Annotated in this window: 17 protein-coding genes; 5 read left to right on the top strand and 12 right to left on the bottom strand. The window is 66.5% G+C overall.

The annotated features are described in order from the left end of the window. The first annotated feature begins 106 nt into the window (after positions 1 to 106). The 4 genes from ACVWZ5_RS18055 to ACVWZ5_RS18040 all read left to right on the top strand — a co-directional run bounded on the left by ACVWZ5_RS18055 (position 107) and on the right by ACVWZ5_RS18040 (position 7,320). On the top strand, positions 107 to 661 hold the full coding sequence (locus ACVWZ5_RS18055) for an NUDIX hydrolase (RefSeq protein ID WP_028691599.1): 555 nt from the start codon (positions 107 to 109) through the stop codon (positions 659 to 661). A gap of 20 nt (positions 662 to 681) precedes the next feature. Beyond that, positions 682 to 1,245, top strand: a complete 564-nt coding sequence (locus ACVWZ5_RS18050; RefSeq protein WP_062360491.1) for a L,D-transpeptidase family protein — start codon at positions 682 to 684, stop codon at positions 1,243 to 1,245. A gap of 147 nt (positions 1,246 to 1,392) precedes the next feature. Further along, on the top strand, positions 1,393 to 5,514 hold the full coding sequence (locus ACVWZ5_RS18045) for a hemagglutinin repeat-containing protein (protein WP_457340774.1): 4,122 nt from the start codon (positions 1,393 to 1,395) through the stop codon (positions 5,512 to 5,514). A 99-nt stretch (positions 5,515 to 5,613) separates the two neighbouring features. Continuing rightward, a complete protein-coding gene (locus ACVWZ5_RS18040; protein WP_457340773.1) occupies positions 5,614 to 7,320 on the top strand; it encodes a ShlB/FhaC/HecB family hemolysin secretion/activation protein in 1,707 nt (568 codons plus the stop codon). 1 nt (position 7,321) lies between these two features. On the opposite strand, the gene ACVWZ5_RS18035 is transcribed toward ACVWZ5_RS18040, so the two are convergent. The 12 genes from ACVWZ5_RS18035 to ACVWZ5_RS17980 all read right to left on the bottom strand — a co-directional run bounded on the left by ACVWZ5_RS18035 (position 7,322) and on the right by ACVWZ5_RS17980 (position 18,065). Further along, a complete protein-coding gene (locus ACVWZ5_RS18035) occupies positions 7,322 to 7,981 on the bottom strand; it encodes a hypothetical protein (protein WP_062574985.1) in 660 nt (219 codons plus the stop codon). Further along, positions 7,978 to 8,364: a type II secretion system protein GspM gene (gspM, locus tag ACVWZ5_RS18030; RefSeq protein ID WP_457340772.1), complete on the bottom strand. Its 387-nt coding sequence runs from the start codon at positions 8,362 to 8,364 to the stop codon at positions 7,978 to 7,980. Before gspM ends, ACVWZ5_RS18035 begins: the two co-directional genes overlap by 4 nt. Further along, the gene (locus ACVWZ5_RS18025; RefSeq protein ID WP_084943517.1) at positions 8,361 to 9,422 is read right to left on the bottom strand and encodes a GspL/Epsl periplasmic domain-containing protein; all 1,062 of its coding nucleotides are present in this window, start codon (positions 9,420 to 9,422) and stop codon (positions 8,361 to 8,363) included. The genes gspM and ACVWZ5_RS18025 overlap by 4 nt, the downstream gene beginning before the upstream one ends. After that, a complete protein-coding gene (locus ACVWZ5_RS18020; RefSeq protein WP_084943514.1) occupies positions 9,419 to 10,009 on the bottom strand; it encodes a prepilin-type N-terminal cleavage/methylation domain-containing protein in 591 nt (196 codons plus the stop codon). Before ACVWZ5_RS18020 ends, ACVWZ5_RS18025 begins: the two co-directional genes overlap by 4 nt. Continuing rightward, positions 10,006 to 10,374 carry a type II secretion system protein gene (locus tag ACVWZ5_RS18015; RefSeq protein ID WP_028691606.1) on the bottom strand — a complete coding sequence of 123 codons (369 nt, stop codon included), beginning with the start codon at positions 10,372 to 10,374 and terminating at the stop codon, positions 10,006 to 10,008. The genes ACVWZ5_RS18020 and ACVWZ5_RS18015 overlap by 4 nt, the downstream gene beginning before the upstream one ends. After that, positions 10,371 to 10,808, bottom strand: a complete 438-nt coding sequence (gene gspH, locus ACVWZ5_RS18010; protein ID WP_084943557.1) for a type II secretion system minor pseudopilin GspH — start codon at positions 10,806 to 10,808, stop codon at positions 10,371 to 10,373. The genes ACVWZ5_RS18015 and gspH overlap by 4 nt, the downstream gene beginning before the upstream one ends. 145 nt (positions 10,809 to 10,953) lie before the next feature. Then, positions 10,954 to 11,388, bottom strand: coding sequence for a type II secretion system major pseudopilin GspG (gene gspG / locus ACVWZ5_RS18005; protein WP_062574990.1), 435 nt, complete (start codon positions 11,386 to 11,388; stop codon positions 10,954 to 10,956). 14 nt (positions 11,389 to 11,402) lie between these two features. Further along, positions 11,403 to 12,599 (bottom strand): type II secretion system inner membrane protein GspF, encoded by a 1,197-nt coding sequence (gene gspF / locus ACVWZ5_RS18000; RefSeq protein WP_084943511.1) that lies wholly within the window; start codon positions 12,597 to 12,599, stop codon positions 11,403 to 11,405. Positions 12,600 to 12,601: 2 nt separating this feature from the next. Beyond that, positions 12,602 to 14,050, bottom strand: coding sequence for a GspE/PulE family protein (locus tag ACVWZ5_RS17995; RefSeq protein ID WP_062574992.1), 1,449 nt, complete (start codon positions 14,048 to 14,050; stop codon positions 12,602 to 12,604). Continuing rightward, on the bottom strand, positions 14,050 to 16,002 hold the full coding sequence (gspD, locus tag ACVWZ5_RS17990; RefSeq protein WP_457340771.1) for a type II secretion system secretin GspD: 1,953 nt from the start codon (positions 16,000 to 16,002) through the stop codon (positions 14,050 to 14,052). The genes ACVWZ5_RS17995 and gspD overlap by 1 nt, the downstream gene beginning before the upstream one ends. A 3-nt stretch (positions 16,003 to 16,005) precedes the next feature. Next, the gene (locus ACVWZ5_RS17985) at positions 16,006 to 16,425 is read right to left on the bottom strand and encodes a pilus assembly protein PilZ (RefSeq protein ID WP_084943509.1); all 420 of its coding nucleotides are present in this window, start codon (positions 16,423 to 16,425) and stop codon (positions 16,006 to 16,008) included. Further along, on the bottom strand, positions 16,422 to 18,065 hold the full coding sequence (locus ACVWZ5_RS17980) for a bifunctional UDP-sugar hydrolase/5'-nucleotidase (RefSeq protein WP_084943554.1): 1,644 nt from the start codon (positions 18,063 to 18,065) through the stop codon (positions 16,422 to 16,424). Before ACVWZ5_RS17980 ends, ACVWZ5_RS17985 begins: the two co-directional genes overlap by 4 nt. A gap of 218 nt (positions 18,066 to 18,283) precedes the next feature. Here ACVWZ5_RS17980 and ACVWZ5_RS17975 point away from each other — a divergent pair, with 218 nt between their 5' ends. Next, positions 18,284 to 20,329, top strand: a complete 2,046-nt coding sequence (locus tag ACVWZ5_RS17975) for a PhoX family protein (protein WP_062360474.1) — start codon at positions 18,284 to 18,286, stop codon at positions 20,327 to 20,329. The last annotated feature ends 153 nt before the right edge of the window (positions 20,330 to 20,482 follow it).

Below are 20,482 nucleotides of genomic sequence, written 5' to 3'. Positions count from 1 at the left end.
ATGATGCACCAAAGCCGCGAGGCACCCAAGCCCCGCCCGCAGGCCGCTTGCGGTGGGCGGGCCGGGCGCGCCAAGATAGTCCGACCCCAATGGAATGAATGTAAGCATGAAATTCTGCAGCGCGTGCGGCCAACCGGTCACCCAGCGAATCCCCGAAGGCGACAGCCGCCTGCGGTATGTCTGCGACCATTGCCAGACCATCCACTACCAGAACCCCAACATCGTCGCCGGGGTGCTGCCCACCTGGCGTTCCCAGGTGCTGCTGTGCCGCCGCGCCATCGAGCCGCGCCGGGGCTTCTGGACCTTGCCCGCCGGGTTCATGGAGAACGGCGAGACCCTGGATGCCGCCGCCCGTCGCGAAACCGTCGAGGAGGCCTGCGCCCGGGTCGCCGAGATGAGCCTGTACCAGCTGTTCGACCTGCCGCACATCAACCAGGTACACGTGTTCTTCCGTGCCGAGCTGGCCGACCTGGACTTCGCAGTGGGCATCGAGAGCCTGGAGGTACGCCTGTTCGAGGAACACGAGATCCCCTGGGGCGAGCTGGCTTTCCGCACCGTCACACGCACACTAGAATGCTATTATCGCGACCGCATCAGGCAGCACTACCCCATAGGCCATGAATACCTGCCGCCGATGAACGTTTCGTCGCCCACCATTTAAGTCTTCAGGGATACGGTTTCATGCGCTGGCTGCTTGCCCTCTTCTGCCTCAGTGTCGCCTCGGTGTCGCAAGCCGCCTTCACCGAGACCATCATCCGCAAGACACCGTCGGCCGTGCAGTCGCCGGCCCAGCCCGCCACTGGCGGCGCCCAGCAGGAACGGCTGATCGACAAGGTGCTGGTGATCAAGTCCGAACGCCGCCTGCAGTTGATCAGCCGCGGCGAGCCCCTCAAGACCTACCGCATCTCCCTGGGCAAACAGCCCAAGGGCGCCAAGCAGCGCGAGGGCGACAAGAAGACCCCCGAAGGGCTGTACTGGCTTGACTGGCGCAAGGTCAGCGACCGCTACAACCTGGCCATGCACATCTCCTACCCGAACATCACCGACGCCGCCAAGGCCCGCAGCGAAGGCGTGCCCCCCGGCAGCATGATCATGATCCACGGCACGCCGATCAACGAGGAGTACCCCGAGTGGTACTTCCACACCCTCGACTGGACCGAAGGCTGCATCGCCATGCGCAATGACGACATGCGCGAGGTGTGGAGCATGGTCAAGGACGGCACGCTGATCGAAATCCGGCCCTGATCCTCTCCCCAGTATCTGATTACAACGAAGGCCTGTCCTGCTCATGCAGGGCAGGCCTTTCTCTTTCGCCTTCAAACTCTGTTTCCGGGTTTCGCTGCTCACTTTTCCTACAGGCCAGATGGCATTCCCTCCTACAAAGTGATGGCATTGAGCCACATAAATACCCCTACTCGCCTTCTTAAAATTCCCGCAATTGATTACTCGATTTCGTACATCACTTGCGAGGTTCTCATGCAAAATCCTGCTCCCAAAACCACTCCCGACACTTTACGCTGGGCTGTCTTTCTCGCCCTGCTGGGCACCACCCAGGTCCAAGCGCAAGGCGCCCTGACCCCGACGCCGGGCCCTGGCGGTACCCCGATCATCGACAATGGCCACGGCGTTCCGGTGATCGACATCGTCGCACCCAATGCCAGCGGCCTGTCGCACAACCAGTTCCTCGACTACAACGTCGGCAAGCAAGGTGTGGTGTTGAACAACGCCCTGCAGGCCGGGCAATCTCAACTGGCCGGCCAGCTCGGTGCCAACCCGCAGTTCCAAGGCCAGGCCGCCTCGACCATCCTCAACGAGGTCATCAGCCAGAATGCCTCGAGAATCGAAGGCGCACAGGAAATCTTCGGGCAGAAAGCCGATTACCTGCTTGCCAATCCCAACGGCATCACGGTCAACGGTGGCAGCTTCATCAATACGACCCGCGCGGGCTTCGTGGTGGGTAATGCGCACGTCCAGGATGGGCAGGTCAAGCATCTCGACAGCCGTGATGCCCGAGGCGCCCTCGATGTGCTGGGGCGTGGCCTGAGCAATGGCGAAGGCGCCTTGGAGCTTATCGCGCCACGTATCGATGCCAAAGGCTTGCTGTTGGCCAAGGACGACCTGAACCTCACCGTCGGACGTAATACTGTCGATGCCGAAAGCCGCGCAGTGCTGCAGCATCTGCCAGGCATATCCGGATCCATTGACGCCAGCCTGCTCGGCTCGATGCGCGCCGGTCAGATTCGCATCGTCAGCACTGCCGAGGGCGCGGGTGTGCAGATCGGTGGGATGAACCTGCACGCGGAACGTGGTGACCTGAGCATCCAGTCAGCCGGTAACCTGGTGGTGCAAGGCGACGAACTACTCCAGACCAACCTCACCAGCAGCAACGGCAAGCTGGCACTGAGCGCTGAGCGCGATTTGCAGTTCACTGCGGCCAATGGCAAGGGCCGGCAGGTCGAGCTCAACGCCGGGAAGAACCTGACGCTCGATACCATTACCCGTGAAACCTTGCAGAGCGACCCTGTCGACTGGGTCAAGAAGAGTTGGTTCGTCACCACCGAAAGCCGCAAGGGCATTACCGAGACCACCGACCGCAAGATTGTAGGCAGCCGTCTTGTGGCGCAGGACAATCTGGACCTGCTGGCAGGTAATGACCTGACCCTGACCGCCGCACAGCTTGAAGCGGGTAACACCCTGAACCTGCGCAGTGGCAACAAGATGACGATCGGTGCCGGCCTGGAAAGCCGCGATACCAAGGAGCAGCACAGCCACAGCATTTACCTTGACCGCACAGACACTGACGGCACGTCGCACACGGAGCAGCTCAAGGCCAGCACGCTCAAGGGCAACAAACTCGTTGCGCATGCCGGCAGCGATATGCAGGTCAGTGGCTCACACCTCAATGCCAGGCACCACCTCCAGCTGGACACCCAGGGCGACTTGACCATTGAAAGCGCCGAGGAGAACGACCATGGCCACCGCATCACCGGCGTTCGCGACTTCGTTGCCAGCGCCGGGAAAACGGCAACAGATTCAGGCCAGTACTCCGCGAAAATCGGTTACGAGCATTTGCACAAGGATGAAAAGACAGCCTCGACTCGCCAGGTGGCGAGCTCGGTCAGTGCCGGCACCGTTTCCTTGGCCAGTGCTCGCAAGCTGACGCTCAAGGGTTCCGAAGTTGAGGCGAATGCCGGCAGTCTCACCGCCAACGCCAACGACATCGAACTTGCAGCGGCCTACGATAACGAGAGCAGACACACCCTCGACACCACCCGAGGCGCGGCGCTGAGCGCCACCATCGGGACCGAGCGTGTCGGCGTGAGCATCGACGGCTACCATGGTCCGACCGTCGAGCTCCAGAGCCAGTCCACCGTTCAACGCAGCGCGCTGAAATCAAGCGGCGACATGAAGATCGATGCCGCAAAACTGGTTACCTCTGCCGCCCAGGTGCAGGCGCAAGGATCGCTGGAAATAAATGCTGACACGATCGACAACCGCGCGGCAGCCGACACCACGGTACGCGAGACCCTCCTGAGCAAGTGGGATGGCGGCCTGGGTGTCAGTGCCGACTATGCATACGTTACAGATCGCGCCAAGTACGCCTTCGACCATTTGCGCCAGTTGGCTACAGGCCAGAAAGCCGAATCGACGCTCAAAGATTCACAGAAGCCTAACCTGGAGGCAAAGCTGGCCCTGGAGCACCAGTCGCTCAAGCAGAGGGACACCACCAGCACGGCGCAGGTCAGCACATTCGACGCAGGTCGTGTCATCGTCCAGGCCTCTGACAGCATCAGGGACGAGGGCACCGACTACAACGCCAAGTCGGGTGATCTGCGGATCGTGGCTGGCGAACACCAGATGCTGGCCGCCAGTGATCGCACTACCCGCGAAACAAGCCGCGTCAACGCAGGCGGTAGCCTGCGCGTGGACAGCAAGACCTTGACGGATGTCAACGGCACCCTTGAAGGGCATGGGGGCTCCGAGGCGAGCCTGGGAGAAACCACGATCGCCCGCGTTGGCAGTCTGCAGGGCAAGCATGGGGTTCAGGTGGCGCTCACGGGTAACGGACACTACGAGGGTACCCGCATCGACGGCGGCGAGGGTGCAGTGCGCCTGGATAGCCAAGGTGACCTGATCCTGGCGTCCGCCCATGACCGCACCGTGGAGAACACCACGACACTGGACGCGGACCTGGCGCTGAAGGCTGGCACCGCTCTGATCGGAGTCAATGGAGGGGCAAAGGGTAGTCTCAAACGCCACACTTACGAGACTCGGAACAGCAAGGCGCGAGTCGCGCAAATCGACAGCAAGCGTGACGTTGGGCTGTCCAGCCAGGGCGACCTGCGCCTGGAGGGCACACGCATCGGTAGCGACACCGCAGCCACCGGCGATATCACGCTGCACAGCGACGGCCTGCTGACCGTGACCGCAGCCAGCGATACCGAAACCAAGGTGGGTGGTACCTGGGGTGGCAAACTGGATGCCACGGGGAGCGCTGTGGGTGGTGGACTGGGTGCCGAAGGTACCTTTGGCCGGACCAGCCAGCATAAGCGTACGGCCATCGGCGCGACGTTCGACAGCAACGGGGCGGTGCAGCTCACAAGCCTGGCCAGCCATGATGCTGCCCTCAACGTGCAAGGGTTGCAGGCCAGTGCTCGGAAGATCAGCCTGGAGGCTCGTCATGGTGGCGTGTTGATCGAAGCCGCGGGCAACACCGAACAACGCGACAACCTCGATGTCACCCTCGGCGCCGGAGCCAAGCTTTCAGCATTAGGACTGGGGGGCGCGAACGCCCTGGTCCAGCTTGACCTGGACACGCGCAACAACACGACCTGGGGCGACAGCCGTCTGCGCGCCGACACGGTCGAGTTACAGAGCAAAGGCGATACCCGTATCGAAGGTGCCCAGGTCGAAGCCCATCATGTCGCAGGCGAAATCGGTGGCGATCTGCTGGTGGCAAGTCGCAAGAACCAGACTGACGCCAAGACCCTCAATGTCGATATCAAGTTGAACCAGAAAGACGCCGCAGACGCTTCCAGTGATGCCAAGCCATCACTGGCGGACGCCTTCGACAAAGGCGACATCGGTGAAATCGTCGGTGCGCTCTGGAGCACGGTCACCGACAAGGTCACGCCAGCAATCAAGGGAGGCCTCTCCAGGAAGCTGGACGATACCGTCACTCAACAGACCACCCTCTCCGGCACCCAGGGCATCGACCTGGACGTCGGGGGCACGACCCATCTTGTCGGCGCCAAAGTGCAGGCCAGCGATGGCAAGGTCGACTTCGGGAGCAGCATTACCCGACAGAACCTCAGTGGCCGCGACTATCAGAAGGATACCAAGGTCAACGTAGACCTGACGCCTGGAGGCCTGACAAAGAGTGCGGTCGACTTCTTCACCGGCCTGTTCCATGGCAAGGGTGAAGGCAACAGCCACAACAAGCCGTACGAAAGCAGTGGCCACGACACCACCACCGAGTACGTCTCGCAGATCGAGCAGGGCCGCAAAGGCTGAAGCGCGAACACCTGGCTGGCAGCGGCCCACAGGCCGCTGCACTTCCCTATCCAACCCTGAATCGCCGAGCTGGCGAGGACCGGTATCGGACCCAGACCCATGAACACCCGCACTTTCAGCCGCGTCTCATACCGAGCCGCGAGCATCCTGCTCGCCAGCATCTTCCTGGCCTGCCCATCGGCGGTAGTAGCGGCTCCACGCTGGATCGATCCGGCCAGCCAGGACCTACGCGACCAACAGCAGTCACTGCGAAAACTGGAACAGGACCGACGACTCGAACGCTGGGAACATTCACGGCCCAGCGACAGTGCATACCGAAGAGAAACACCGTCCACCGAACAGGGTCAACGCTGCTGGGCAGTGAGTGGCGTACGACTGGCGGGCAACCGAACACTTCGGTCCCGGCACCTTGAACCCACCGTACGCGCCTTGTCGTCCTCATGCATGGGCGCCGCAGAAATCGACCGATTGCTCAAGGCAATCACCCAGCAGTACGTGGAGGCCGGCTATCCCACCAGCCGCCCCTACGTTGCACGCCCCCCTGAACATGGTGCCCCACTGGATATCGTGATTGTCGAGGGTTTCATAGAATCGATCGAAATCACCGACCAGGGCCTGCCCCTGTCACTGGGCAACGCGTTTCCAGGCACACTCGGCCGCCCCCTGCATTTGCCGGATCTAGAGCAAGGCCTCGACCAACTCAATCGTCTGCGCGCCTACGACCTGGAAATGGCCCTGCTGCCTGGGGAGTTGCAAGGGGGGACCCGCGTCGTGATCGAACCTCGGCGGGTCTGCTCACGCGTGCACGTGGACGCCAGCATCGACAACCGTGGCGGTGAAACGACCGGCCGCCATCGCCTGAACCTGGGCCTGGGCCTGGACAGCCCGCTGGGTTTGAACGACGACCTGCGCCTGTCGTTCAACCGGACCGTTTTCGAAGCACCAGGACAAACCGAAGGCTTGAGCCTCTATTACAGCCTGCCTCACGGTGCCTGGACCTTCAGCCTCAACGCCAGCCAGATGCGCTACAGTGCCCCGGTGCCCCGGACCCGCTACAGCAGCAATGGCGAGAACGAGTTTTTCGGCCTTGGCGCGGAGCGTGTGCTCTGGCGCAATCGCCAAGGCATGCTCAGCGCCAGCACCCGCGTGGACCGCAAGGCATTGACCAACCGCTTTGGCCCGGTGGTACTGGCTCTGCAGAGCCCGACGCTGACCAGCGTCGATGCCGGCCTCAATCTGCTGTGGCTGGAGAGCGGGCTATGGAACCTGTACCTGGGCGTGAGCAAGGGCGTGGACTGGTTCGGCGCCGACCAGCCCCACCACAACAAGCGTGCGCCCCGTCCGGACTTCACAAAGTACCGCGCCAACCTCCTGCACCTGCGTCAAGGCCCTGCCGAGCACCCATGGCGTTGGCAGAGTGAACTGGCCCTGCAGTACAGCGCCGATGTACTGCCCGCGATAGAACAGCAACAGCTCAGCGATCACTCGGCCGTACGTGGTTTTCGTCAGCACAACGTGGCAGGCGCCAGTGCCGCCGTCTGGCGCAACACCCTCAGCCAGACGCTGCCCTCGGGTTGGACCTGGCCTGTGCAGGCACGCCCATCGATAGGCCTTGACCACGGCTGGGCCCGCTACATGCGCGAGAGTCCCTCCCAGCGCCTGACCGGTGCCTCGGTGGGTATTGAACTGAGCGTTCCACGCAGCAACCTGCGCCTGGACTACCAGCGCGCGCTGCATGCCAGCGATCGACGGCGCAAGGCGTTGGAACCGGGCTACTGGGTAGCCCAGTGGTCCCTGAGCATTTGAGCTACCAGTTCAACCGACGCTGCCCAACGGTGTCTTCCGGACCCAGCCATTGCAGGCCACGCAGCACCGGTGTCAGGCCGGCATCGACTGACATTGCGAAGTCGAGCTGCGCCTGCCGGGCCACCAGGTCGGCCTCCAGGCCGAGCTGGTGTTGGCCTTGGCGAACCAGCCCCGCGACCAGCCGCCAACCCTGGTGGCAATCCATTTCCAACGTCCCCTGCCCCAATCCCAGGGACCACGGTGCGCTCAACGCCAGGTCGGCCACCGTGATCCGCCCTTCGGCGGCCAGGCAACGCTGCCCCGAGCCTTGCAGGCTGATGCCTCCTTGCCACTGCCCGGTCAGGCGGTATCCCTGGGCTGCGCTGGGCTGCGCGCCCACTGCCTGCAACCCGGCCTGCCAACGCCACGGCCAGCCGCTCAGGCGCCCTTGCCAACCCTGGCCTTGAAAGCCCAACCGTACCTGCAGGTCGCGCTGCCATGCTCGCCACGTCCATTGCACTGGTCCTGCCGCCCCCAGCCGGACGGCCTGCCCTTGCCACAGGCTTCCGGTCACGCCCTCGGCCGGTAGCCCGAACCCCGCGACCAGCCAGCGCGCCGGCAGCTCGCCCAACAGTGTCAGGCTGAACACCAGGGCCACCCACAGACCTGCCCGCCGCGTCATGGCCGCAACCGCACGGTAAAGCGCAGCCCCTCGGTATCCCGCTCCAATCCCCACTGCAAAGGCTGCGCGCCATCATCGCGCAGGACCTGTAACCAGCCCTGCAGCGCCTGGGCATCGGCCACCTTGCCACGCGCCAGCCAGCCTTCGTCCTCGGGCTGCACCTCGGCCAACTCGATGTGTCGCGCCTGGGCCGACTGGTGCAGCCCTTCCAGGGTCAATGCGGGTTGCTGCGCTTGCGTCGTCAGCGATTCGGCCAGCGACCGCCACTGCGCCTGCTCGCGCCAATAGGCGATGCCCTCGCGCAGCGCCAGCAGCGCAACCAAAAGCGCGACGAGGCCCCAGGCCAGCGACAGCCGATGCTGCTGCAACCATTCGCGGTTCATGCTGCGCTCCCCAAGTCGAACACCACGCGACGCGCCTCGTCTTCCACCTGGACCTGCACGCCGATCGCCGTGGCCATGTCGTGCCAGGGCGCGACGTCGCCCTCGCCTTCCAGCTCCAGGTGCCAGCGCTGGCCGTCGTACCGCACCGCCCGCACCTGCCAACCAGGGTGATCGCTCAACCAGGCATGGACCTGCGCCTGCACCGCGTCGAGCAGACGCAGGCGCACCTGGCTTTCACCGGCGTCGTCCCGCAGACGCTTGAGCGCCAGCGCCGCCTGGCGTGGTGTCGCCTGGGGGCCGGTCAGCGCCAGCACCTGGGCGCGATAGACCTGGGCCTGTCGCCACTGTTGCGCGCACCAGAGTCCGCCCCACGCCAGGGCTAGCGCCAGGCAGGCGACGGCCAGGCGCGATTGCCCGCCCTGCAAGCGCGGGCGTGAGCGGGCCTGTCGCGCCTCGAACACCCCCGACAGGCCATCGAGCGGCGCCAGCACCTCTGGCCATGGGCCCTCGATGCATTCAGCGTCATCGGCCAGCCAGTCCAACGTAGGCGGCAAACCGAGCACCTGTGGCCAGGCCAACCAACGTGCCTGGGCCTTGTACAGGCTCACCGTCCCTCGCCGCCAATGCCAACCCGACGCGCCCACGCTGTCGGGCAGCAGCTGGAACTCAGCCCAGCAACGCTCCACCGGCAGCGCCCAGGCGGCGCACTGCGCACGCCATTCATCCAGCCTCGCCCGCGCCACCACCAGCAATTGCACCTGCCCCGCGTGACGCCCGATACAGGCACACAGCACCTCATCGACGCCTTGCAGCAAGCGGTCCTCGACCAGCAACGGCCACTCTTCGCGCTTGAGCCCGGGCGGCGCGGCCAGTTGGAAGTGGCTGCAGTGCTCACCAGGGACGATCAGGGCGACGCGCGCCTCCAGCCCTGGCGGTGGCTCCCCCAGTCCCTCGCGCACGGGACGGCCCTGGATCACCAGCAGCCACTCCCAGACCTCGCCCGGGCGCAACAGCAGCCAGGGTTGTGCCGGCGCCCGGCGGCGCCATTCAAGCTTCATGAGCGCCCCCAGGGCAGAACGAAGGTGCAGGTAAACGGTGCTCCATCACGCACTAGCTCCACGCGCACACCACGCCCGGGGTGCGTCGGTTGTTCGGAAGGCCAGGCCAGCCAGCGGCCGGACTGGTGGTAGAGGATGTTCATCGCGCTGACCCGCTCCAGCCGCTCGCGCATCACCCATTGCGGGGCTGCGGCGGCGTAGAGGTCGGCCGAGGTCTCCAGCAGCAGGCGTTGTTCGCGGGGCTCGAAACGCAAACGCTGGCGTTGCAGGCGCGAGCCGCCCTCGGCCTGAGGCCAGGCAGCGGCGGCCACCCACAGCAGTTGCTGGCGGTCGGGTTGCCAGTCGAGCCAGCGCGGCGCCAGCGGCAGGCGCTGTTCATACAGGCGGCGCAGCACCGGGCTGTCGAAACGCCGCTCCAGGGCCAGGCAGAAATCCAGCACGCCGGTTTCGCGCACCTGTTCGTCAAGCCGCTCGCGCACCTTCAGCCAACCGTTGACCAGCGCCGACAGCAACACCCCGAGCAAGGCGGTGAGGGCCAGGGCCACCAGCAGTTCGATCAGGGTCATGCCCGCCTGGCGCCGCTTCATGGCCGCTCCAGGAACACGGTGTACTGCCCCAGCGGCAGGCGCTGGTCGCGGTCGGCATGCAGCAACAGTTCGCCACGACGCAGGTCGCGCACCCCGGTACGACGCAACTGCAGCTGCCAATGGCAGGCCTGCCCGCCCTCGACCAGCACACCGCTGTCCTGGTTGGCCGCCGGCCAGTACTGCTCGACCGCGAAACGCGCCTGCAACTCGCGGGCGCACAGCAGGCCCAGGCGATGCTGCTGCACGGTGTCCTGCACGGCCAGGCGCTGGCGCAGGACCTGGCTGGTGATCACCGCCAGGACCGCGGCGATGCCCAGGGCCACGCTCACTTCGAGCAAGGTGAAGCCCCGTTGCCCACGTTTCATGGCATCACGCTCACGCGCAACTGGCCGCTGCGGTCCCAGTCCCAACGCCGGCCGCCCTCGGCCCAACGCCAGCGCACAGTGCCCGGGCGAGCCCAGCCATCGGGGGTGAACAGCAGCGCGGGCGTCTGGCTGGCTGGCCAGTCCGGGCGCAGGCCCTTGGGCCAATCGCCCAAGGCCACGGCTTCCACCTGCCATTGATCACCTTGACGGCGCACGAACTCCGGCTGCTGTCCGTTCCAGCGTATCCCCCGCAGTTGCCCGGCATGGCGCGCCAGGTCGGCCTGGGCCACGGTGGCGGCGGCCAGGCGGTCGAGGGTCTGGTCGACGCGGCTCCTGCCGCTGTCGAGCCAGGCCACCGCCAGGCTGGTCATCAGCGCGGCGATGGCCAGTACCACCAGCAGTTCGAGCAGGCTGAAGCCGCGTTGATGGCACAGGAAACCTGGGGCTGCTTTGCAGCCCTTTCGCGACACAAGGCCGCTCCCACAAGGAAACGCGGTCACCTGTAGGAGCGGCCTTGTGTCGCGAAAGGGGCGCGAAGCGGCCCCGACAATACCAAGCCGGACACCCATTCCAGTCACCTCAAAGCGCCCAGTTGCCCAGGTCGGCATCAAGGCCTTCACCACCAGGCTGGCCATCGGCGCCCAGCGAATAGACATCGACCCGGCCATGCTCGCCGGGCATGCGGTACTGGTACGGCGTGCCCCACGGATCCTCCGGCAGTCGACGGATATAACCATCGCTGCGCCAGCTGCGCGGCAGTGGCTCCTGGGTCGGCTTCTTCGCCAGCGCCGCCAGGCCCTGCTCGTTGCTGGGAAAGCGCAGGTTGTCCAGGCGATACATGTCCAGCGCCTGTTCCAGGGTCGCAAGGTCGGCCATGACCTTCTGCTTCATGGCCTTGTCCTGGTTGCCCAGCACGCTGGGCGCGACCACGGCGATCAACAGGCCGATGATGAAGATCACCACCATGATCTCCATCAGCGTGAAGCCACCCTGGCGGTTGCGTCGTTGTTGCATGAGAAGTCTCCTTGTCACAGTTGCAATCCCTGGTTGAGCTGCATGATCGGCAGCAGCACCGCCAGCACGATGAACAGCACCACCGCGCCCATCACCAGGATCATCAGCGGTTCGAACAGCGCCATGGCGGTGTCTACCTGGCGGGCGAAACCACGCTCCTGGTCATCGGCCACGCGCTCGAGCATGTCGGCCAGGGTGCCGCTGGCCTCGCCGCTGCCGACCATGTTCACCAGCAGCGGCGGGAACTGGCCGGCGCCGTCCAGCGCCCTGTGCAGGCTGGTGCCGCCCTGCACCTGCTGGCGCACCTGCGCCATGGCGGCATGGATACGCAGGTTGCCGACCGTCTCGGTGGCCACCTGCAGGGCTTCGAGCAGGGCCACGCCACTGCCGCAGAGAATCGCCAGGCTGCGCGCCAGGCGCGCGCTCTCCAGCACCTGCAGCAGCGCCCCGACACGCGGCAGGCGCAGCAGCAGGTCGTCGCGGCGCAGGCGCCAGTGCGGCTTGCGCAGCAGCCAGCCACCGGCCACTGCCAGCCCGATCGCCAGCGCCAGCAAGTACGGCCCGGCATGTACCAGCCCCTGGCTGATGCCGATCAGCAGCGAAGTAATCAGTGGCAGGCTCTGCCCGGAATGGGCGAACTGCTCGGTGAGCTTGGGCACCACGAAGGTCATCAAGCCAATCACCACCGCCAGCGACACGCCCATCAGCACCGCCGGGTAGATCAGCGCGGTACGTGCCTTGTGGCGCTGGCGCTGCACCTGCTCAAGGTGATCGGCCAGGCGCGCCAGCACCTGCCCCAGGCGCCCGGAGCGCTCGCCGGCCTCGACCAGCGCGCAGTACAGCCCGGTGAACGGCGCGCCTTGGCGTGCCAGGCTACGGGCCAGCCCAAGGCCTTCAGCGAGTGAGCCACGCAGGGTCACCAACACCGCATGCAGGGCTGGTTGGCGCAGTTGCCGCTCCAGCGTCGCAAGGGCATCGACCAGTGGGATGCCGGCACCAATCAGGGTCGCCAGTTGGCGGGTCAGCTCGCACAGCTGGGCGCGGGTCAGGCGCTGGCGACGGGACTGCGTGCTGTCGTGGCGCTGCAACTGCCGGGCGAACAGGCCCTGCTCGCGCAACAACTGGCGCGCATGCCGCTCGCTGTCGGCCTGCACGCTGGCCTTGTGCGCCTTGCCGCTCATGTCCACGGCCTGATAGCGATAGGTCGGCATGCTCAGCCCTGCACCACGCGCAGCACTTCGGCCAGGCTGGTCTCGCCACGGGCCAGGCAGTCGCGGGCCTCAGCCACCAGGCTCTGCCGACGGCCATCCAGGTAGGCCTGCATGGCCAGTTCGCTCTGGCCGTCGTAGAGCAAGGCGACCAGCCCGGCATCCAGCTCGATGAATTCGTACAGCCCCAGCCGACCGACATAGCCACTGCCCTGGCAATGCTCGCAGCCGACCGGGTGAAAGCTTTCGCGCAGGCTGCCCAGTTCCGGCCACAGCTCGCGCTCGGCGCTTTGCAGGGGATGGGCCACCGCGCAGCTGCACAGCCGCCGCACCAAGCGCTGGGCCAGCACGCCGCGCAGGCACGAGGCGATCAGAAAAGGCTCGATGCCCATGTCGCGCAAGCGGGTCACCGCGCCGACGGCGCTGTTGGTGTGCAGGGTCGACAACACCAGGTGCCCGGTGAGGCTGGCCTGCACGGCGATCTGCGCGGTTTCCTGGTCGCGGATCTCGCCGAGCATGATCACGTCCGGGTCCTGGCGCAGGATCGCGCGCAGGCCGCTGGCGAAGGTCAGGCCGGCACGGGGGTTGATGGCGGTCTGGCCGATGCCGGCGATGGCGTACTCGACCGGATCCTCGACGGTGAGAATGTTGCGGCTGCCGTCGTTCAGACTGTTGAGGCTGGCGTACAGCGTGGTGGTCTTGCCCGAACCGGTGGGGCCGGTGGACAGCACGATGCCGTTGGGCCGCGCCAGGCAGCCGCGCAGGCCGCGCAGCACGGCGGCGGGCATGCCCAGGTTGTCCAGCGCCAGCAGGCTGGCCTGCTTGTCGAGCACGCGCATCACCACCCGCTCGCCATGAATGCCGGGCAGGGTCGAGACCCGCACATCCACCTCGCGCCCGGCAGCGCGCAGGGTGATGCGGCCGTCCTGGGGCTGGCGCTTCTCGGCAATGTCGAGCCGGGCCATGACCTTGATCCGCGACACCAGCATCGCCGACAGCGCACGCGGCGGGCGCAGCACCTCGCGCAGGTGGCCGTCGACGCGCAGGCGCACCACCAGGCTCTGCTCGAAGGTCTCGATATGGATATCCGAGGCGCGCAGGCGCAAGGCCTGGCCGAACAGGCCGTTGATCAGGCGGATCACCGGGGCTTCGTCGTCGCTTTCCAGCAAGTCCTCGATGCGCGGCATCTCGCTCATCAGGCTGTCCAGGTCGACCTGCTCGCCGATGCCTTCGATCAAGGCCTCGTTCGCCGCCTCGCCGGCCTGGTAGAGCTGGCCGAGGCGCTCGTCGAACTGCGCGCCGTCAAGGCGCTCCAGGCTGGCCGGCTGGCCGTGCACGCGCAACAGCTCCTGCAACTGGTCGCTGTCGGCATCGCTGCGCAACCACAACTGCCAGCCGCCTTCGGTCGGTGCCATGGCCACGCCGCTCTGGCGCGCCAGGCGATAGGGCAGCATCACCAGTCACCGCCTTCAAGGCGCGCCCGGCTGGAGGGGAACACCTGCAGCAACGGCAGGCCCTCGGCCAGCGACGGCAGCTTGAGCGGCGTGTCCTGTTGCAGGCTCTGGTACTTCTGCTGGCTCAGGCCGGCCAGGCTCTCGCCGTCACGCAGGATGCGCGGGCGGATGAACACCATCAGGTTCTGCTTGGTGTTCTTGCTGGCGTCGGAGCGAAACAGCCGGCCCAGGTAGGGAATGTCGCCGAGCAGCGGCACGCGCTGGTTGCTGGTGGCAAGCTCGTCGCTGATCAGCCCGCCGAGGATCACCAGGCCGTTGTCCTCGACCATCACCTTGGTCTTGATCTCGCGCTTGTTGGTGATCACGTCGCTGGCGGCGCTGGAATCGGCGATCGACGACACCTCCTGGACGATGTCCAGGCGCACGCTGTTGTCGATATTGACCTGCGGCTTGATGCGCAGCTTCACCCCCACTTCCTTGCGCTCGATGGTCTGGTAGGGGTTGGCGTTGTTCTGGGTGACGGAGCCGGTGACGAACGGCACCTCCTGGCCGACCAGGATCGACGCTTCGGCGTTGTCCAGGGTCAGCAGGGTCGGCGTGGACAGCAGGTTGAAGCCGCTCTTGCCCTTGAGCGCATTGATCAGCATGGCGAAGTTGAAACCGCCGCCGATATGGCCGATGCCGGCGGTGGCACCGGTGGTGGCCGACAGCAGCTTGCCGAGCTTTTCGTTGTCGCCGCTGCTGGCGGCCCCGGCGATGCTGGCGATGTTCACCCCATTGCCGCCGAAGTTGACGATGCCGGCGCCGAACTTCTCGTCGGCGAACAGCCACTGCACGCCCAGCTCCTGGGCGCTGCTGTCGGACACCTCGGCGATGATCGCCTCGACCACCACCTGCGCCCGGCGGATGTCCAACTGCTCGACGATGCTGCGGAAGGCGGCCAGCTCGCTGTCCGGGCCGACCATCACCACGGCGTTGGTGCCCTCCTCGTATTCCAGACGGATCCCCGACTCGCTGGCCGCCGGCACCGGCGCTGCGTCCTTGCCCTCGCCTTCGGCGGCCGGCACCGCGCCGGCCTGGCTCAGGCCGCGCAGTACCTTGACCACCTCGGCGGCGTTGGCGTGGCGCAGGTACATGACCTGGGTATTGCTGCTGCGCAGGTTGTCGGCGGGCCGGTCGAGCTGGGCCAGCAAGGCCCGCACACGCTCGCGGCTGTCGGCGCTGCCGCGCACCAGCAAGGCATTGCTGCGCGGGTCGGCGACCACCTGGGCCGCATCGCTGCCTTGCTCGCGAGCCAGCAGGCGGGTCACCAGGCCTGCGGTATCAGCGGCGCTGGCATGCTTGAGCGGGATCACCTGCAACGGCTCGTCGCTGACCTGGTCGAGCTGGCGCAGCAGGCTGTCGATACGCTCCAGGTTGCTGCGCCAGTCGGTGACCACCAGCAGGTTGGCGGCCGGGTATGGGGTGATCACGCCGACCCGCGGGTCGATCAGTGGCTTGAGGATGCCGAGCATCTGCTCGCTGGCGGCGTTGCGCACGTTGAACACGCGGGTGGCCACGCCATCGCTGCCCTCGGACTTCTTGTTGGCGCTTTCCACCGGCACCGGCTCCAGGCGCGCGGCCTGGTCGGGAACGATCTTCACGCTGCCGTTGGGCAGGTCCACGGCGGCGAAGCCCTGGGCCCGTAGCTGGGCCAGGAAGATATCGTAGATGGCGTCGGCGTCATGCCGATCGACCGTGCGCACGGTGACCTTGCCCTGCACTCGCGGGTCGACGATGAACGTGGTGCCGGTGATGCGCGACACGCTGTCGATGAACTCACCCAGCTCGGTGTCGACGAAATTGACCTCGTACAACGGCGTGCCGTCGTCGGCGAACACTTCCGGCTCTTCGGCCCGGGCCAGGGACATGCCGAGCATCAGCAGCCCGGCCAGACAGTACCTTGCGATCATCATTCATCCTTGGCGCTTGAAGCCGGTCACGGCGGGGCGTGGCGGCCAGGGCAGGCGCTCGCGCCGCCCGTTGTTGTCGAAGATCAGGCCATCGGCGTCGATGTCCTGCAGCACGATGCCCGGCGCCAGGCGCTGGCCACGGCCAAGGGTGCGCACCTGCTGGCCATGGCGCAGCACCACCACGCTGGCCGACAGCGGCTGGGCCTTGAGCCCGCCCAGGTAGGCCAGGGGCAGGCGGGTGATGGGGATACTTCCGTCATCGACGGGAGCCTGCCAGTGCTCCACCAGCAGGCCCGGCAGTGCGACGTCCGCCTGAACGGGCGCAGTGGCCGGCAGCGGCTGACGGCTGAGCAGCAACACGCATTGCGCCGCCAGCCAGCCGGCCAGGGTCAGCAAGGCGAAGGTGACCAGGCGCGAAGTCACGCCGCCACCTGGTGCGGGTGCCAGCCCGGATGGCCCTGGACGTAGCGCACCGCCGGCAATTGCAGCGCTGCCAGCGCCCAGCCCGGCGTCTGCCGGGTCAACCAGGCTTCCAGGGTCTGCCACAGCGGTACGCCGGCCTGGGCGTCGAAGTGCAGGCCGAAGGTGCGACACAGGCCCTCCACCGGCTGCAGGCCGATGATGCGCTTGCCGTTGGGGCTGTAGCTCACCTGCCAGTTCTGGCTCTGCCAGCGCGGCAGGTCCTGGCTGTTGTCCAGCAGCAGCGGGTCGCCGAACAGTTGCTCGGCAGCGTTCTCCAGCACCTGTTCGACCTGCCGCGCAGGGGCTTCGACCACTGGCGCGGGGTAGCCACCGGTGAGACTGATCAGGTGTTCACGGGTGATCGGCTCGCCCGCCCGCAGCGGGAAGTCGTAACGCAGGCCGGGCAGCAGCACCGGCATGCTCGAATCGTCGGCCAGGGCCTGGTGCAGCAAGCGGTCCCAACTGCCGCCACGGGTATCGCGACGCCACAGCGCTTCGGGGGCGCGGGCCAGGGGCTGGTCGAGCCAGGCGGCGTGGCCGCTGCGCTGGCGTTGCAGTTCGCCGCGCAGCTGGCTGGCGCGGGCCTGGGCTTGCGGTCCGAGGCTGTGCTCGAAGGCCGGGAAGAACCGCGCCTCGAACTGCCACTGGCCACCGGCCTGGCGGCAACGCAGGCGAAACGCGCCACTGGCCCGGCAACCGGCGAACAGCACCGGAACCCGCCGGCCACTGGCCTGGCTCGCCAGTACCGGCGCGGGCCACAGGTCCTGGCCACGGGCGCACAGCAGCACATCCACTTCCGGCACCCGCTCGGCCAGCCACAGACCGGGGCCGGTACCGACATCCGCCAGCGCCACCACCAGATCGGCCTCGCGCCGGGCCTGCTGGAAGCTCGGTTGCAGCGACTGGTACCACTGTTTCAGGGAGGCTTTCTGGTCCTGGGCGTAAGGGTCGGTAACCCCCACAACCGCAATGCGCACGCCAGCACGCTGGAACACCTTGACGCCTTCAACGCCCAGCGCCTTGGCCTGGGTGTCAGCCAGTCCGGCGCCGAGGGTGATAGAAGAAGACTGGCGATAGAGCCCGGCGCTGCGCTGCGGCCACAGCACCCGCTCATCGCTGCTGACCCGCGCCTCGCTGCCCAGCAGCTGGCTGCCCTGCACGCCGCTTTCGCCCTGGGTGAGGTAGGCCAGGCCACTGCCGTTCCAGCACTGGCCGTTCTCCAGGGTCAGGCACTGCTCACTGCCGGCTTCGGCGCGCAATTGTTCGAGCAGTGCCGCAAGCACCGCATAACCGCCAGTACGGGCCTGACCGGCGAAGCCCGCGTCGAGCAACGGCGCCAGCTCCGGCTGCCCGGCACTGGCGTTGGGCCCGCTCATCCACGGCGCGCGGCCCAGGTGGCTCACCGGCCCCAGGCGCGTGGCCGGTACCACGGCTTGGCCTGGCTGGCGGGCATCGAGGGTATCGGCCACATACAGCAGGTCCAGCGCCCGGTCGCTGCCGCCACGCGGCCCCGGCAGCGCGGAACAGGCGCCGAGCAGCGGCGCCAGCGCACCGACGCCCATCCACCCGATCACCTCGCGCCTGCCCACACTGCTTGCCATCGACTCCGCCATCCCTGTTCACGTTGGGCTCCGGATATTGCGGCGTTGGCGTGACAGTTTGATGGCAGAAATCCGCTGCTAATTCCAAAACAGGCTTGATTAGGCCTTTGGTAATAGCAGTGCGTTTTAAACGCCCTTTAACATTTCTGCCAATCAATCGACATACTTGCCGTCTACAGTCGCGGTCTCCTTCAACTCAGCCAAAAAAGGACACCCTGATGAGTCGAGATACCGGCGATAACCTGGACCGGAACCTGAGCGGCAACCTGCCGATGGCCAGTGTCATGGACACCTACCTGAGCCGTCGCGCCGTGGTGCGCGGCAGCCTCGGCGCCGCCATCGCCATGATCGCCGGCACCGGCCTGACCGGTTGCTTCGACGGCGGCGGCGGCTCCGACAACGACGATCCGGCGCCCCAGCCGGAGAAACCGAAACTCAAGCTGGGCTTCAATTCCATTCCAGGCTCGCGCACCGATGCCTGCGTGGTCGCCGCCGGCTACAGCGCCTATGTGCTGGCGCCCTGGGGCACACCGCTGAACGCCACCGCCAACCCCTGGAAGGCCGATGGCAGCAACACCTCCACCGACCAGGCCAACGCCATGGGCATGCACCATGATGGCATGCACTTCTTCCCCATCAACGGCAGCTCCAGCGATGGCCTGCTGGCGATCAACTTCGAGTACATCGACACCGCCGCCCTGCACCCGGCCGGCCCCACCACCGTCGCCGGCAAGCGCCCGGTCGAGGAGGTGCGCAAGGAGATCAACGCCCATGGCGCGGGCGTGGTGCGCATCAGCAAGGTTGCCGGGCGCTGGCAGGTGGTCGACAACGACCCGCTGAACCGCCGCTTCACCACCGTCTCGTTGATGGACATTGCCGGCCCGATGCGCGGCACCGACCACGTCAAGACCAAGTTCTCGCCCACCGGCACCCAGTGCCGCGGCACCAACAACAACTGCGGCAACGGCTACACCCCGTGGGGCACCTACCTGACCTGCGAGGAGAACTGGCCCGGCATCTTCGTCAACAAGGGCACCCGCCCGGCCAACCAGGTGCGCATCGGCGTCTCCAGCAGCAGCGGCCAGTACAAGTGGGAAACCGCGGCCGGTGACGCCAGCGAAGTGGCCGGCGAGTTCGCCCGCTTCGACATCACCCCCACCGGCGCCAGCGCCACCGACGACTTCCGCAACGAAGCCAGCACCTACGGCTACATCGTCGAGATCGACCCGTACACCAGCAACACCCTGGCGGTGAAGCGCACCGCCCTGGGCCGCTTCCGTCACGAAGGCTGCTGCCCGGGCCTGCCGGTGGCCGGCAAGCCGCTGGTCTGGTACACCGGCGACGACTCCAACAACGAGTACCTGTACAAGTTCGTCTCCGACGCCCTGTGGGACCCGGCCGACGCCAACCCGGCCGACCGTCTGGCCACCGGCGCCAAGTACCTGGACAAGGGCAAGCTCTACGTGGCCCGCTTCGACGCCAACGGCACCGGCGCCTGGCTGCTGCTCGACGTCGCCACCCCGACCACCGGCGGCAGCACCCTCGGCGCGCTGTTCACCGACTTGCCGGGCATCATCCTCAACACCCGTGGCGCTGCCGACGCCGTGGGCGCCACGCCCATGGACCGTCCGGAGTGGACCGCCGTCAACCCGCTCAACGGCGACGTCTACCTGACCCTGACCAACAACAGCGCGCGCACCGCCGCCAAGGTCGACGCGGCCAACCCGCGCGGCCCGAACCGCCACGGCCACATCATCCGCTGGCACGACAGCGACGATCACAAGACCTTCACCTGGGACATCTTCGTGTTCGGCGCCAATGCCGCCGGCGCCCCGGACATCAACCGCTCCGGCCTGACCGAACTGAACCAGTTCGCCAGCCCCGACGGCATGAGCTTCGATAGCCGCGGGGTGCTGTGGTTCGAGACCGACAACGGCGAGGCCACCCTGACCAGCTACACCAACGACCAGCTGCTGGCGGTGATCCCCACCGACCTGGTGGACGCCAACGGCAAGCAGATCCCGGTCAACGCCACCAACCAGGCGGCGCTGCGCCGCTTCTTCGTCGGGCCGAACGGTTGCGAGGTGACGGGCATCACCTTCACCCCGGACAACAAGACGATGTTCGTCAACATCCAGCACCCGGACAACTGGCCGACCACCGACAAGGCCACCGACGTCACGCCGACCGGCACCTCGGTGCGGCCACGGGCTTCGACGGTGGTGATCCAGCGTAATGATGGTGGGGAGATCGGTACCGTCTGATTCGCCCCAAGCGCCGGGCCGCTCCCACAAGGGCTTGTGTACACCCTGTAGGAGCGGCCTTGTTCTGGTCAAGTTTTTCCGGACACCGATTACGGTGATCAAGCCGCCTGCTGCTCCATGGCTATTGGCGACAGGTAGTTGTTGTAGCTGTGG

Source organism: Pseudomonas sp. TE6283, from assembly GCF_054060555.1.
The sequence above is the reverse complement of the archived record's forward strand: the minus strand, read 5'-3'. Positions and strand labels throughout refer to the sequence as shown.

Coding starts and splice junctions, on each gene's coding strand:
- ACVWZ5_RS18055 (WP_028691599.1), top strand. CDS start 107: ATGAAATTCTGCAGCGCGTGCGGCCAACCGGTCACCCAGCGAATCCCC.
- ACVWZ5_RS18050 (WP_062360491.1), top strand. CDS start 682: ATGCGCTGGCTGCTTGCCCTCTTCTGCCTCAGTGTCGCCTCGGTGTCG.
- ACVWZ5_RS18040 (WP_457340773.1), top strand. CDS start 5,614: ATGAACACCCGCACTTTCAGCCGCGTCTCATACCGAGCCGCGAGCATC.
- ACVWZ5_RS18035 (WP_062574985.1), bottom strand. CDS start 7,981: ATGACGCGGCGGGCAGGTCTGTGGGTGGCCCTGGTGTTCAGCCTGACA.
- gspM (WP_457340772.1), bottom strand. CDS start 8,364: ATGAACCGCGAATGGTTGCAGCAGCATCGGCTGTCGCTGGCCTGGGGC.
- ACVWZ5_RS18025 (WP_084943517.1), bottom strand. CDS start 9,422: ATGAAGCTTGAATGGCGCCGCCGGGCGCCGGCACAACCCTGGCTGCTG.
- ACVWZ5_RS18020 (WP_084943514.1), bottom strand. CDS start 10,009: ATGAAGCGGCGCCAGGCGGGCATGACCCTGATCGAACTGCTGGTGGCC.
- ACVWZ5_RS18015 (WP_028691606.1), bottom strand. CDS start 10,374: ATGAAACGTGGGCAACGGGGCTTCACCTTGCTCGAAGTGAGCGTGGCC.
- gspG (WP_062574990.1), bottom strand. CDS start 11,388: ATGCAACAACGACGCAACCGCCAGGGTGGCTTCACGCTGATGGAGATC.
- gspF (WP_084943511.1), bottom strand. CDS start 12,599: ATGCCGACCTATCGCTATCAGGCCGTGGACATGAGCGGCAAGGCGCAC.
- ACVWZ5_RS17995 (WP_062574992.1), bottom strand. CDS start 14,050: ATGCTGCCCTATCGCCTGGCGCGCCAGAGCGGCGTGGCCATGGCACCG.
- gspD (WP_457340771.1), bottom strand. CDS start 16,002: ATGATCGCAAGGTACTGTCTGGCCGGGCTGCTGATGCTCGGCATGTCC.
- ACVWZ5_RS17980 (WP_084943554.1), bottom strand. CDS start 18,065: ATGGCAAGCAGTGTGGGCAGGCGCGAGGTGATCGGGTGGATGGGCGTC.
- ACVWZ5_RS17975 (WP_062360474.1), top strand. CDS start 18,284: ATGAGTCGAGATACCGGCGATAACCTGGACCGGAACCTGAGCGGCAAC.